The 12,496-nt window shown below is 61.3% G+C and carries 13 protein-coding genes; 4 read left to right on the top strand and 9 right to left on the bottom strand.

All coding sequences use genetic code 11. From position 1 onward, the window contains the following. Positions 1 to 2 precede the first annotated feature (2 nt). Positions 3 to 404, top strand: a complete 402-nt coding sequence (locus tag FY528_RS13745; RefSeq protein ID WP_149071596.1) for a rhodanese-like domain-containing protein — start codon at positions 3 to 5, stop codon at positions 402 to 404. A 238-nt stretch (positions 405 to 642) separates the two neighbouring features. Here FY528_RS13745 and FY528_RS13740 read toward each other — a convergent pair whose 3' ends face one another. Next, positions 643 to 1,557 (bottom strand): polysaccharide deacetylase family protein, encoded by a 915-nt coding sequence (locus tag FY528_RS13740; RefSeq protein WP_149071595.1) that lies wholly within the window; start codon positions 1,555 to 1,557, stop codon positions 643 to 645. Between the two features lie 129 nt (positions 1,558 to 1,686). On the opposite strand from FY528_RS13740, the gene dapA reads away from it, so the two are divergent. Beyond that, positions 1,687 to 2,553, top strand: coding sequence for a 4-hydroxy-tetrahydrodipicolinate synthase (dapA, locus tag FY528_RS13735; RefSeq protein ID WP_149071594.1), 867 nt, complete (start codon positions 1,687 to 1,689; stop codon positions 2,551 to 2,553). Between the two features lie 127 nt (positions 2,554 to 2,680). Here the strand turns inward: dapA and FY528_RS13730 are convergent, their stop codons facing one another. The 5 genes from FY528_RS13730 to FY528_RS21270 form a co-directional block, all read right to left on the bottom strand. Further along, positions 2,681 to 3,418: a (Fe-S)-binding protein gene (locus FY528_RS13730; RefSeq protein ID WP_187632120.1), complete on the bottom strand. Its 738-nt coding sequence runs from the start codon at positions 3,416 to 3,418 to the stop codon at positions 2,681 to 2,683. Between the two features lie 27 nt (positions 3,419 to 3,445). Next, the gene (locus FY528_RS13725; RefSeq protein WP_149071593.1) at positions 3,446 to 4,030 is read right to left on the bottom strand and encodes a DUF3592 domain-containing protein; all 585 of its coding nucleotides are present in this window, start codon (positions 4,028 to 4,030) and stop codon (positions 3,446 to 3,448) included. Then, on the bottom strand, positions 4,030 to 4,881 hold the full coding sequence (locus FY528_RS13720) for a hydroxymethylglutaryl-CoA lyase (protein WP_149071592.1): 852 nt from the start codon (positions 4,879 to 4,881) through the stop codon (positions 4,030 to 4,032). The genes FY528_RS13725 and FY528_RS13720 overlap by 1 nt, the downstream gene beginning before the upstream one ends. 128 nt (positions 4,882 to 5,009) lie before the next feature. Next, positions 5,010 to 5,987, bottom strand: coding sequence for a hypothetical protein (locus FY528_RS13715; RefSeq protein ID WP_149071591.1), 978 nt, complete (start codon positions 5,985 to 5,987; stop codon positions 5,010 to 5,012). 114 nt (positions 5,988 to 6,101) lie between these two features. Continuing rightward, the gene (locus FY528_RS21270) at positions 6,102 to 6,869 is read right to left on the bottom strand and encodes a helix-turn-helix domain-containing protein (RefSeq protein ID WP_187632119.1); all 768 of its coding nucleotides are present in this window, start codon (positions 6,867 to 6,869) and stop codon (positions 6,102 to 6,104) included. Between the two features lie 164 nt (positions 6,870 to 7,033). Here FY528_RS21270 and FY528_RS13705 point away from each other — a divergent pair, with 164 nt between their 5' ends. Further along, a complete protein-coding gene (locus FY528_RS13705; protein ID WP_149071590.1) occupies positions 7,034 to 8,383 on the top strand; it encodes a M23 family metallopeptidase in 1,350 nt (449 codons plus the stop codon). Positions 8,384 to 8,580: 197 nt separating this feature from the next. Here the strand turns inward: FY528_RS13705 and FY528_RS13700 are convergent, their stop codons facing one another. The 3 genes from FY528_RS13700 to FY528_RS13690 all read right to left on the bottom strand — a co-directional run bounded on the left by FY528_RS13700 (position 8,581) and on the right by FY528_RS13690 (position 11,764). Continuing rightward, complete coding sequence (locus FY528_RS13700) at positions 8,581 to 9,180, bottom strand: hypothetical protein (protein WP_149071589.1); 600 nt, start codon at positions 9,178 to 9,180, stop codon at positions 8,581 to 8,583. 173 nt (positions 9,181 to 9,353) lie between these two features. Beyond that, positions 9,354 to 10,064: a hypothetical protein gene (locus FY528_RS13695; protein ID WP_149071588.1), complete on the bottom strand. Its 711-nt coding sequence runs from the start codon at positions 10,062 to 10,064 to the stop codon at positions 9,354 to 9,356. Further along, positions 10,061 to 11,764: a S8 family serine peptidase gene (locus FY528_RS13690; protein WP_149071587.1), complete on the bottom strand. Its 1,704-nt coding sequence runs from the start codon at positions 11,762 to 11,764 to the stop codon at positions 10,061 to 10,063. Before FY528_RS13690 ends, FY528_RS13695 begins: the two co-directional genes overlap by 4 nt. Positions 11,765 to 12,233: 469 nt before the next feature. Here FY528_RS13690 and FY528_RS13685 point away from each other — a divergent pair, with 469 nt between their 5' ends. Beyond that, positions 12,234 to 12,470, top strand: a complete 237-nt coding sequence (locus FY528_RS13685) for a hypothetical protein (RefSeq protein WP_149071586.1) — start codon at positions 12,234 to 12,236, stop codon at positions 12,468 to 12,470. The last annotated feature ends 26 nt before the right edge of the window (positions 12,471 to 12,496 follow it).

The following is a 12,496-nucleotide window of genomic DNA, read 5'->3' as shown; positions in this document are numbered from 1 at the left end:
TTATGAAACTTCTTCGTGCCGGATTACTCTGGGCGCTGGTGGCCCTTCTCACGGGTAAAGTAGCACTGGCGCAGGCACCCACTCCGCCTCCACCCGACGTTACCCCGGCCAAGGCGGCTAAACTTATCCGCAAACGCCAGGTGGTAGTCCTGGACGTGCGCACCCCCGAGGAGTATGCTGCCGGCCACCTCGCGGGGGCCCGAAATGTTAACTTCAAAGCCGCCGACTTTGCCCAGCAGGTAGCTCAACTCGATACTACGCAGACCTACCTTTTGTATTGCGCCAGCGGCAACCGCAGCAGCAAAGCGGCTGCCCTCATGCGCCAGCAGGGGGTACGGAAAGTGGTGAATGCCGGTGCGCTGAAAGACTTGCAAACGACGAAACCACGGATTCGCGCGGATTAGTCGGATTGCACGGATTTTGCGGACGGCTCCTTCTGCTGTATAAACACTAAAAAAAGCCTTGCACGCAGCGAGGCTTTTTTTACTATCTGTCATCCTGAACGCAGGGAAGGACCTTCTCACACCAGCGCATCTTGCTGTAACGTGAGAAGGTCCTTCCCTTCGTTCAGGATGACAAACAGAGTAGCGCGAATCGTCCACAAAATCCGTGCAATCCGACTAATCCGCGCGAATCCGTGGTTTAGAAACTCTGCACGATGCTGTTGTGCAGCGTGCGGGGACTCCAGTACCCGCTGGCAATAATGCGGCGGATGGTATAGAGCGGGTCCTGCTGGTCGCGCTTCTCAGCCAGAATGAAGGCGGCGTCCATACCCCGCTTTTTCAGCTCGGGAATGGACTCGGGGCGCCACAAGCCGAAGGGATAAGCGAAGTAGTTGATCTTTTTGCCGGTAATTTCCTCCAGAGTTTTGGTAGGCTTCTCGATCTGGGTCACCCAGTCCTGGCCTTCGTACTTCTTCACGTTGTGGTGGTCCCAGGTGTGGGAGCCGATGACGTTGCCTTCGTCGGAAAGCTGTTTTACCTGCGCCTTGCTCATGTAGTTAGGGCGGCCCAGGCTCACCGTCATCACAAAGTACACCGCCTTATAGCCGTATTGCTCCAGCGTGGGCCGGGCTACCGTGAACTGGTCGAGGTCGGTATCATCGAAGGTGAGCATGATGGGCTTGCTCGGCAGCTTGGCCCCGGTGGTGAGGTAGGCGTAGAGCTGATCGGGCAAGATGGTGTGGTAGCCGGAGTCGGCCAGCATCTTCATCTGCGCCTTGAACTGGGCTACTGGAACAATGTAATCCTTAGCACCTTTTGAGTCTTTGGCGCGCCAGTCGCGGATCTGGTGGTAGCACAGGATGGGTACCTGCGGCCGGGCTAGAATAGCGGCAGCATCGGCGCGCTGGGCCGCCGGAATTTCGCTGGGGCTGGGGGCCTTGGCAGTGGCGTCAATCGGTGGGGCGGGAGCAGCCGTGGCGGCGGAGTCGGCGGGCACTGCCACGGCCGTGGGGTTTTCCGAAGTAGTGGCGGGCTTGGTTTCGCAGCTGGAAAGCAACAGGCCGGCGGCCAGGGAGGCCGAAGCCAGGGTAAGCGGGGTGCGGAAGCGAATCATGGACAAAGTTCGACGAGCGGCAGGGCTTGGCCGGACGTCAGGCGAAAAGGGAGAAATGGCGGGAAGCCGGGCTTTGCGTACCTTCGCGGCGGCTCGTCCCCCTCTACAAAACAACAGCTTATTCTCCGCATGGACAAACTACACGGTACCGGCGTGGCCCTGGTTACCCCGTTCACCGCCTCCGACCACGCCATCGACTACCCGGCCCTGCGCCGGCTGGTGGATTTTATTATTGAGGGCGGAGCCGAATACCTGGTCATCAACGGCACCACGGCCGAGTCGCCCACGCTCACGGCCGATGAGCGCCGCGGCATTCTGGACGTGGTGCGCCAGCAAACCAAGGGCCGCGTGCCGCTGGTCTACGGCATTGGGGGCAACGATACGGCGGCCGTGGAGCAGCAACTGCGCACCACCGATCTGGCCGGCGTTTCGGCTATCCTGTCGGTGAGTCCGGCTTACAACAAGCCCAGTCAGGCGGGCATCATTCAGCACTACCTGCGCTTAGCCGAAGCCTCTCCCCTGCCCATCATTCTCTACAACGTGCCGGGCCGCACCATGTCCAACATGACGGCGGCTACCACCCTGCGCCTGGCCCAACACCCCAACATCCTAGGTATCAAGGAGGCCAGCGGCAACCTGGAGCAGTGTATGGCCATTGCCAAGGGCAAGCCTCACGGCTTCCTGCTCATCAGCGGCGACGACCTGATGACCACCGCCTTGGTTTCTTTCGGGGCCGTTGGCGTGATTTCGGTACTGGCTAATGCCTTTCCCAAACGGTTCTGCGATATGACCCGCGCTGCCCTGGCCGGTGACTTCCCCAAAGCCAGCAAGCTGCTCTTCGACTTCCTCGAAATCAACCCACTGATGTACGAGGAGAGTAACCCCGTAGGCGTGAAGGCCGCGCTGGCCAGCCTAGGCCTTTGCTCCCCCGCCGTGCGCCTGCCACTAGTAGAAGCCACAGAAGGCCTAAAGGAGCGTGTGCAGAAGCTGCTCTAGTCACTAATGGGGTGTATGCCCGTATTGCATGAGTTTGTAAACACAACAACGCCTCGGTTATCTAGCCGAGGCGTTGTTGTGTTTGGTCTTCCCGGATACTTTTCAAGCAAGCCGAAGCAAGACAATTTTACCATCCGCTGGCCAGGGCGTCGGCTACGTGCAGGGTTTTGATGGGCTTGTTTTCGCGGCGGATATAGGCGTCGAGGTGCATGAGGCAGCTCGTGTCGGTGCTGATGATGTATTGGGCACCGGTAGCCAGGGCATGCTCCACCTTCTGCTGGGCCATGGCCACCGAAATAGCCTCGAACTTGACGGCAAAGGTGCCACCGAAGCCGCAGCAGGTTTCATTTTCGGCCATTTCCAGCCGCTCCAAACCAGTTACAGCATCCAGCAACAGCCGTGGCGCTTCCTTGATACCGCACTCGCGCAGGGCCGAGCAAGAGTCGTGGTAGGTGTACTGGCCCGTCAGCGCAGAGCCGGGTATTTCAGTAATGCCCAGCACGTCCACCAGGAATTCGGTTAGCTCAAAAATGCGGCGCTGCAGGCCGTAGTAGCGGGGTTGATCGTCGGTGCCCTCAAACAGCTCGGCGTAGGCGTTGCGCACCATCCCCACGCACGAAGCCGAGGGGCTCACCACGTAGCGGTCGGATGCGCCGGCCGGGAAGTCGTGCAGAAACTTGCGGGCTACGGTGCAGGCTTCGGCTTTATAGCCCGCGTTGTAGGCGGGCTGCCCGCAGCAGGTTTGGTTGGCGTTGTAATGCACCTCGCAGCCTACGGCCTCCAGCACTTTCACCATGTTCATGGCCGTGTGCGGGAAAATCTGGTCTACAAAGCAGGGAATGAACAGGTCGACGGCAATGGGCATGGCAGGCGGCGGAAAGCGCGAAACAGATTAGGCAGTGCGCCGGCGAAAGTACGGCTTCAGCGCCGTTCGTACGTGCCGGTTGGCAAGCAGCAGGGCAATGGGCAGCAACCCCAACAACCCAAAAGCCACCGCGCCCACTTGGTTTTCCGTGCGGGTATGGTCGTAGGAAAGCAGGACCTGCCCTTGCTTTTCCAGCTGATACACTTGCGCCCGGTCCGGCGCCGACTCGCGGTTGTAGTACACGCGCACCGAGTCGCCCACGTGCAACAACCGGCGGTAATCGGCTGCCAGCTCCTCGCTCTGGCCCAGGTAAACTTCCAACGGCTCAGGCTGACCGGCCAGGGTGAACCGTAGCGTGTACGGCTCGGTACGGCTGCTGGCGCGCTGCACTGCTACTTGTTCCAGTACGCCATCAAGGCGCGTCAGATCGGCCATCGGGCGGGCAGACCGGTACCAAAGCAAACCTGCGCCGGCCAGCATTCCCACTACCAGCACGAGTATCCAGATAAGCGCCTGGCCTACTTTAGGCTGCGCTTTCTGGGCGGCTGCGAGGCGCTGGCGGCGTTCCTGCTGTCGCTGCTGGTACGCTGGCTTTGCGGGTTGTCCGTTCATCAATGGGCCGCGAAAATCTGCTGGTTTAGCGCTTCTGCCTCAGCCAGTGCCTCGCGGTTCAGGGGCAATTCCTCCCCAGCTTGCTGAGAATATTCGATGAGCCGCTCAGTGGGCATGTTTCCGGTGAGGGCATCGGTAGCCATAGGGCAGCCGCCGTAGCCGCCCAGGGCCCCGTCGAAGCGGCGGCAGCCGGCCTCGTAGGCGGCCTGCACTTTCTCGCGCCAGGTATCGGGAGTGGTATGCAGGTGGGCCCCAAACTCGATGTGTGGAAACGCAGCCGACAGCTCCCGGAACGGCGGGGCAATGGTGGCGGGCGTGCTGGCCCCAATGGTATCCGACAAGGCCACAATGCCCACGCCCAGGGCATCGAGCTTTTGCGTGAACTCGCCCAGCACGGCGGGGCTCCAGGCGTCGCCGTAGGGGTTGCCGAAGCCCATGCTTAGGTACACTACCTGCTCCTGCCCGGTGCGGGCGCACAGCTCCTGCATGCGTGCCACGTCGTCGAGGGCCTGGGCGATGCTTTTATTGGTGTTGCGCTGTTGAAATGTTTCGGAAACCGAGAGCGGAAAGCCGATGTAGCGGATCTGCGGGTGCTGAGCAGCGGTTTCGGCCCCGCGCAGGTTAGCCACAATAGCCAGCAGCCGCGTGCCTGACTGGCTTAGGTCCAATCCCTCCAATACTTCCGCCGTGTCGGCCAGCTGCGGAATGGCCTTGGGCGAAACGAACGAGCCGAAGTCCAGGGTATCGAACCCTACCCGCAGCAGGGCGTTGAGGTAGGCGGTTTTCTGGGTGGTGGGAATAAACGTAGTCCAGCCCTGCATGGCGTCGCGGGGGCATTCAACGAGTTTCATAAGCAGCGGAAGGTGGGTGGAGCGCAAAGGTAGAATCTACCCCAACAACGCAGCCGGGAAAGCCCAAACTTTCCAGTTCGGGCTTTCTGCGCAGGGTCGCAGGCGTAACCACCCGAGGCGCACAAAAGTTAGCTGCGCACAATTCCGTAGCGGCCGCCCTTCACGTCCAGAATCAGGACGCCACCCTCAAAAGGCGCGTTGCCGAGCATGCCGTCCATTCCGGAAAAGCGCATCAGGGTTTCCTGCATCAGGTTCATGCCGGTCATGTAGCTGACAGTGCCCAGGGGTACTTCCTTTTGGCCGAAGCGGAAGCGGGAAGCCGTGGGCGCAGTGTAAATCAGCAGCTTTTTACCCCAGGAGTTGGTGGTGTCGGTGCGGGTAGAGGCGCCGGGCGTGGCCATTGCCTGCCAGTTGTCCTGGCTGGTGAGCAAGTTGTAGGCGCTGGTGCCCGAGTCAAATAGCAGCTGCCGGGGTTTGTCGTCGAGGGTAGCATCCAGCAGCACACGGCGCTCTTTGAAGGCCAGCGGCGCAAAGGTGGCGCGGGTGGCCAGCGGAGCCGGTACTTCGTTGCTCAGCGTGAAGCGGTTAGCGGCGTAGTCGAGTACCAGCACGCGGCCATCCAGGGCATCGGTACCGAGGGAGCCAATGATATACGGCGCGAGGGAGTCGGCGGGCATAGTACCGGCTCCCTGGATGAGCACCTTGGTGTTGCCAACCTTCACTTGGGCGCCGCCGAGGGAAAAGCGGAATTCGGGCACCACGTTTCCCTGGAGCTTCAGGCTGGTCCCCAGGCTGGGGTAGCGCCGGGTGAGGGTATCCAGCTGGTTAGCGTAGAGCACGGTGTAGGGGGCGCCGGTATCGACCTGCAAAAAGCACGTGCGGGGACAGTTGGGCAGCCGAACGGGCACCAGCAGCCCAGCGTGCGGAATGGCCGGCTTGGCCGTGGTATCGGCCCACCAGCGCAGGTCGCCGGAGGCGGGCAGGCCCGCTACGGTGAGCTGGTTGGCGGGCGGGGCAAACTTCTGCTTCATGTAGAAGTAGCCACCAATACCGCTCACGACGAGCAGCACGACAACGGAGAGCAGGATTTTGGCAAGCGTTTTCATAGCGGGAAAAAGAGAGAGTTAGAAGACGGAGGCAAACCTAGCTCGATTCGTTGCCAGCCCCTGCGTCATTTTCCCGCCACTTGCCACAACCCGCTTTCTAGCAGAGCTTTACGTCTAGATCCTGACTCGATAAATAGCTAAATCACCCCGCCGCAGCCGCCCGGCGCAGTACACCACGGTCAGTACATTGAGCAGATACGACCCGATGAACACCGCCAAATACCCGCCGCGCCACAGCGGCAGGTCCAGCGCATGCGCTACCTGGTAGCCCACCATCAGTAAGATATAAGCGAAGAAGCAGCCCACTTGCCACAGAATCTGAAAGCCCAGCACCCGCCGCCCCACTTCCGCCGCGTGCAGGATGGTATGCCGTCTTTTTCGCCAGAGCACAAATGGGACGATGATGTTGAGCAAGGGCAGCACCAGCAAGCTCAGGGCACTTAGGTTGAGGAGCTGCAGAAACTCCAGGTCGGGCCGCAGCGGACTGTAGTGCGTGACAACCGGCCCGGGCGGTGTAGTTACCAGCGCAGTTTGCGGAGTTGGCTCCGAGGCACTCACCAGCGCCTGCGCATCCGTCTGGCTCAGCTCCTGATTTAGCCCGGCCAGAGGCTCGGGCAGTTTCGGTGCAGTTATTCTGGGTGTGCATTCAGCCGAAGGAACTTCAACTGCAGGGGTTGCTACACGCTCCGGCTCCGCACGAAAGTCCTCCAATGACACACCCAGCGCCGTCGCCAGGGCCTGCAGCGTGTGCCCCCGGGGTACGGTTTCACCTTGCTCTACCCGCTGAATAGTGCGCAGGCCTACCCCCGCCTGCTCCGCCAGCATTTCCTGTGAGAAACCTTTGCTTTTGCGGATGGCAACAATGCGGGCAGGAGAAAACATAGGTAAAATCAGAACAGCGAAAACAAGGCAATAATACGGTTTTCCGCACCCGCGTTTCACCGGCGTGCCTGAGAACTGCGTGTGCACGGCTGCTTTTCCTAGTTCAGCCTCCCGGCGAACTACCCGGCACAAATCGGGGTTTTAAGTAGAATCGAACTTCGTCTATGCCGTTTTCTCTGCGCTCCGCGCTCTATTTGTTTGTTTTCCTTGTGCTGGCGGCCTGCGGCAAGCAGCAAACCCTGCAGGGCATCTTTCACCAGCCCACCACCCCTCACGAAACCTACGCCCGCCGCCTGCGGCAGGCCGGCCTCGATGGTACTGCGCTCGGTCGCGACTGGCTGGCCGCCGCCGATCAGGTCCTGCGTGACTCGCTGGTTGTGACGCTGCCTTTTGAGGAAACCGGTTACTTCCGGGCCGAGCGCGCCACTGCCGCCTCCTACCGCTACGCCGTGCGCGCCGGCGAAACCGTGCGCGTAAGTCTGGCCGTTGCGCCCGGCACCCAGGCCCACGTGTTTCTGGACGCCTTCGAGCTGCAGCCCGACCGTGCCGCACCTACTCACCTGGCATCGGCCGACACGACGCCCCTTTCCTTTAGCTACGTGGTGGAAGACGACCGGCAGCACCTGCTGCGCGTGCAGCCCGAGCTGCTGCGCACCGGCCGCTACACCCTGCGCATTCAGCGCACTCCTTCCCTTTCCTTCCCGGTGCAGGGCAAAAACGATGTGGCCGTGGGTTCCTTCTGGGGGGCCGAACGCGACCAGGGTGCCCGCCTGCACGAGGGCATCGACATCTTTGCCAAGCGTGGTACCCCCGTGGTGGCGGCCGTGCCCGGCTATATCACCCGCGTAAATGAAACGCCACGGGGCGGCAAAGTGGTGTGGCTGGCCGATGCTGCCCAGGGCCTGCACCTCTACTATGCCCACCTCGACCGGCAACTGGTGCAGCCCGGCCAGCAGGTACGCATGGGCGACACGCTGGGGCTGGTGGGCAACACCGGCAATGCCCGCACCACCCAGCCCCACCTGCACTTTGGCGTGTACCGCGCCGGCCGCGGGGCCGTGGACCCCTACCCCTTCGTGCGCCGCGCCGATGCATCTCCCGCTGCTCCCCGCAGCCTGCCCGCACGGCTGGGCCAGTGGGTGCGCGTGCGCGACCAAGCCACCGACCTGCGCCGTAGCCCCACTGCCAAAGCCGAAAAGCTAACCTCGTTGCCCCGCGCTACTGCCCTTTACGTACTGGGCGCCCAGGCCGACTGGTACCGCGTGGAACAGCCTGACGGCCAAGTTGGCTACCTTCCCACCCGTGCGGTAACACCGGCCGCCGAGCCCCTGCGCCGCGAAACCGTACCTGCGGCCGCCGATTTGTTAGCTTGGCCCAAAGCTGGGGCTCCGGCACTCAGTGCCTTACCCGCCCGTAGTGCCTTGGCTGTGTTGGGTGCGTTTGGAGGCTACTGGCTGGTGCGCAACGAGGCCGGCCTACTCGGCTGGCTCCCTCAGAACCAACGAAAGTCATAGCCCTTTTTCTTCACCGCATCTTCACTTACGGCCAGTTACCTTGGCTGCGGTGAACTGGAGAAGTATGGGGCAGCTTTAGTTGGTAAAAGCTGCCCCTATTCCTGCCCTCGCCTCCCCGTGGCCTCTCCCTATTTCATACAGAAGCTCCAGCCTTACAGCTGGAGCTTTTCTTTTTTCTCAGGTTCCGAAGGCAGCTGTTACTCCGCTACTATCACCGTTTTGTTCAGCTTGCGAGCATACGCCAAGCGACGTTCCCGGCCACCGGCTGCCGTGTAATCGAACCCCACGGAGCGGTTGTCTTCGCGCACGGCCTGCCAGGCTTCCTGGTCGTCTACTGCGGCGGCTTCCATGGTGCGGGGCACGGCCGGGGATGTAAATTTGTCCTCGCTAAAGAAATTGTTCATCGATTTGAGAATGGCAATTTCCTTGTCACGCACGGTAGCAGCCTGTGGGTCTTCCAAATCCCGCTCATTGAGTAGGGCCAGGGCCGGCATCACCTCATTGCGGAGGGTGTCGCCTTTGCTGGAAATGATCAGAAAGCGGGCTTTGCTGCTGATAATTTTGGTACCCTGCAGGAGCAGCACAAACCGGTCCTTGGCTTTAGGGTCGGAAAACTCGTGGGCAGTGCGCACGGAGTTGAGCACGCTGGTAGGCGTCAGGCGGGCGCGCTGGCCTTCGGGCGTAGGCGAAAACACCCGGTCGGCATTTTTAGACGTGGCCGACTCACGCTCCGTGGTGATGCAGGAAGCCTGCAGCAGCAACAGGATGAAGGACACGGGAAGGAGCAGTTTTTTCATGGGAAGAGCGAAACGGCGTCGGGCAAAGAATAACCGGGTAATGTACTATGTGGGGAATTTGCCCCGGGAAGTGCTGACTGCAGCTAGTTGAACAGCCGGCAGAGTAGCCCGCCCGCTGCATTCTAGGGGCACATACGGTAAAGAGGGCGGGAAGTTAACCTAAGTACCTGGCATCATAGCCAGCCAAAATCCAATCCTACCGTCCAGCGGGGAAGATCGGACCAGGCAGCTACGGCCGTCCCGCGCCACGGCTCGGAAAAGCGGCGCCGGGCCACGAGGGCGTAGCGCCCCGAACCCAGGCGCAGGCTGGCGCCATAAGCCCACCGCGCAGTATAAGGCAGGCCTTGTTCGGTCACCTTCACGGTTTTGGCCGCAGCGCCGGGTTTGTCTTTGTAAGTATGCAGGGTAGCAAACGCCCAGCTTCCCCAGCCTCCCAGGTCGAGGTAGCGCCCAATGACGTTGCCCCGCGCCCCGAAGTTCAGCCGCACGAAGGGCTCGGCCTGCAGTTGTTGCCACACTAGGCTTTCCCGGCTGTGCAGGGTAGCCGTGGGCACCTGCTTGCTGGCTTGCTGAGTGAGCCGATAGGCCAGGCGGCTGTACTGAGTGCCCAAACCGACGGCTGCCGTTTGGCTGAAACGCCATTTCTGCCGCCAGCCCAGAAAAAGCTCCCCGGATTTTGCCCGGCTAACGGGCGCCGCGGCCGAACTACTGCCCAGTGCCACGGCGTAGCCCACGTACAGGTGTCCGTAGCGGGCCCGGTTAGGCCCCGTGCGCTGAACAGCCGTATCCGCCGCCACATTCCCCTGCAGCAGCACCCGCTGAGCGGCCACCGGCAGGGCACTCCACAGGCCCAAGCCAAGGGCCAGCAAAAAGATACTTCTCATGGCTGCACGGTATACGAATGAGTGTAGCCGTTGAAGGCAACGCGCACCACGTCTTGAGGAAGCAGTGCCGACAGCTGTACCTGCGCCACTACGCGCTGGGTAACCTCCCGCACCTCATAGGTGCGCAGCACGCCGCGGGCATCGGCTACGTGTAGGTAGAGGTAAGCAGGTGCCTTTGCCTGAGCCGGCAAAAGCGGCTCTTCGTCTACTGCTGTGCTAGTCACTGCGGCGGCTATTTCCTCATAGGGCAGCGGCCCGGCGGCTGGCTGTTCCCGTATCACCACCCGCAACGTTGAGTCGGTGCGCACAAAGTCAAAGGTGGGGCTGGGGGCTGAGGCTGCCGGCGCCAACGCGCGGGCAGCGGTTGGGCAGCCGTAGCCCTGGGCGTAGTCGAAGTACGGATATAGGCTACCGGCCTGCTGCAGGGCCTGAAAAAGCTGCATCACCGAGAGCTGACGCTGCTGCTGCCAAAGGCAGGCGGCCAGCCCGGCTACCAACGGGCTGGCAAAAGAGGTACCTTCGGTGCGCTCGTAGCCGCCCGGTACCGCCGTAATGGCCTCCCCGAAGGCTACCACGTTGGGCTTCAGGTGCCGGTTGGCGGTGGGGCCCCGCGAAGAAAAGGACTCGGGCAGCCAGGTAGCCGGGTCGATACCGCCCACGGAAAGCACTGAGTCCTGGTCGGCCGGGGTACCTACGATGCCCCAGCGGAGGTCGTCGCCGTCGTTGCCGGCGGCGCATACCACCAGCATGCCCTTGCGCACGGCCAGCGCGGCGGCGCGGGCTACCAGGCTGGTTCGACCATTCATCTGCTCCCGAAAATAGCGCCGCTCCGTGTAGCCCAACGACGAATTGATGATATCGGCCCCGTTCCGGTCGGCCCACTCTACGGCGGCCAGCCAGGCTTCCTCCTCACTGTACCGCTCACTGTACTCACGTTCCGTGCGGGCCAGCAGAAACTCGGCATCCTGCGCGACGCCCAGCCCGGTGCCATCGGGCAGCTGCCCCGCCAGGCACGATAGCACCTGCGTACCGTGCGTGCCGTAGTCATACACAAAAGGGCGTTGCCGGATAAAATCCCAAGTGCTTACCACCCTCTGGCTGTTGCGCAGGTGGGCAAAGGCCGCATGGGTATCGGTGCCGGAAAAGCCTACGTCGAAAATGGCAATGCGCAGGCCTTTGCCCGTCAGCTGGGCCTGGTGCAGGGCCCCCAGGCCCAGAGCAGCCGTCTGCTGCCGGGCCAGCTGCAGGTCGAGACCGGTCAGGGGAGCGGGGGCCGCCACGGCAGGCTGAGCGTCGGGGGTATTGCTTACCGTGCGACGAACAACGGCCCGTACGCCGGGCAGCCGCTGCAGGGCGGCTACCTGGGCCGGCGTAGCCCGGCACGCTACGGCATTAAACCACCGGCTCACAAAGGTGAGGGTATCTGCGCGCTGCCGGATGGCTTGCACATAATCAGCCCGCACGGGAAAGTCGGTACTGTCGGCGGCGGGTAGGTGCTGGCGCTGGCGCCGACGTTGGGCAGCCGGGGTAAAATAACGCCGGGCATCGAGGGTAGTCCCTTTTTTATCACCCAGCAACACCCAATAGGGCTCGGCAGCCGCCGAAGTGCGTTGCGCGCTGGCGGGCCGCGCAACTAACGCCAGGCACAGCGCAACAGCTATTCTTTTTACGTTTCTGATAAACGCCTGATAATGGTGCATCAGCGGGAAGACCTACCGCCTCCTGGTAGAGTGCGGGGCCGCGAAGGTACGCGTTAGGGGTGGGCAGCGCAACCGGTAGACAGCACCGCAATTTGCGCCGCCGGCCCGACCAAGCTGGGTTAGATTTTGTATGTACGAAAACAAAAACGGCCGGACTATGCGCCGTATTTCCCCGCTAAATTTTCCGCAAAATAAAATAGCCCGTCGGGTAACCCCGGGAAATTATCCGAGCAATAATCTATTCTTACCCTCCATAACCACCCGAACATTTGTAAGCCTGCGTTGCAGCTACTTACTAGCAGTTTTGAGCGGTATTTCAGACAGTCAACGTTTTATTTGCATTAAAAAGGATTTAATCAAAACCAAATTTCCGTATTATCGAATAGGTAGTTGTCTCATGGTTATTTTTGCATCACCTTTGAGCCAGAATTCTTCATTTCCTTGTTTACTTCTTAAAACTCCCTAGCACATGGCAACTGCCGACCTCAATAAGCTGCAACAGATTCTGGCTAACGCCGAGGAAAACCAAGCTGTACTTGGCCAGATTCGTAAGAACATGGCCAAGGTGGCGGACCTGATTGCGGAAATCAATACGATGCTGGAACCCGGCTTCAAGCCCGCTACGAAGGAGCGTAAGCCCCGCGCGGCTTCTACGGGCACGGGCAAGCGCCCAGGCCGCCCACGTAAGTCGGAAGCAGCGGCTTAGTTTACGCCTCCCATAGAAAAAACCTC

It is taken from the genome of Hymenobacter lutimineralis (assembly GCF_008271285.1).
Taxonomy (GTDB): Bacteria; Bacteroidota; Bacteroidia; order Cytophagales; family Hymenobacteraceae; genus Hymenobacter; species Hymenobacter lutimineralis.
The sequence above is the reverse complement of the archived record's forward strand: the minus strand, read 5'-3'. Positions and strand labels throughout refer to the sequence as shown.

Coding starts and splice junctions, on each gene's coding strand:
- FY528_RS13745 (WP_149071596.1), top strand. CDS start 3: ATGAAACTTCTTCGTGCCGGATTACTCTGGGCGCTGGTGGCCCTTCTC.
- dapA (WP_149071594.1), top strand. CDS start 1,687: ATGGACAAACTACACGGTACCGGCGTGGCCCTGGTTACCCCGTTCACC.
- FY528_RS13720 (WP_149071592.1), bottom strand. CDS start 4,881: ATGAAACTCGTTGAATGCCCCCGCGACGCCATGCAGGGCTGGACTACG.
- FY528_RS13730 (WP_187632120.1), bottom strand. CDS start 3,418: ATGCCCATTGCCGTCGACCTGTTCATTCCCTGCTTTGTAGACCAGATT.
- FY528_RS13685 (WP_149071586.1), top strand. CDS start 12,234: ATGGCAACTGCCGACCTCAATAAGCTGCAACAGATTCTGGCTAACGCC.
- FY528_RS13700 (WP_149071589.1), bottom strand. CDS start 9,180: ATGAAAAAACTGCTCCTTCCCGTGTCCTTCATCCTGTTGCTGCTGCAG.
- FY528_RS13740 (WP_149071595.1), bottom strand. CDS start 1,557: ATGATTCGCTTCCGCACCCCGCTTACCCTGGCTTCGGCCTCCCTGGCC.
- FY528_RS13715 (WP_149071591.1), bottom strand. CDS start 5,987: ATGAAAACGCTTGCCAAAATCCTGCTCTCCGTTGTCGTGCTGCTCGTC.
- FY528_RS13695 (WP_149071588.1), bottom strand. CDS start 10,064: ATGAGAAGTATCTTTTTGCTGGCCCTTGGCTTGGGCCTGTGGAGTGCC.
- FY528_RS13705 (WP_149071590.1), top strand. CDS start 7,034: ATGCCGTTTTCTCTGCGCTCCGCGCTCTATTTGTTTGTTTTCCTTGTG.
- FY528_RS21270 (WP_187632119.1), bottom strand. CDS start 6,869: ATGTTTTCTCCTGCCCGCATTGTTGCCATCCGCAAAAGCAAAGGTTTC.
- FY528_RS13690 (WP_149071587.1), bottom strand. CDS start 11,764: ATGCACCATTATCAGGCGTTTATCAGAAACGTAAAAAGAATAGCTGTT.
- FY528_RS13725 (WP_149071593.1), bottom strand. CDS start 4,030: ATGAACGGACAACCCGCAAAGCCAGCGTACCAGCAGCGACAGCAGGAA.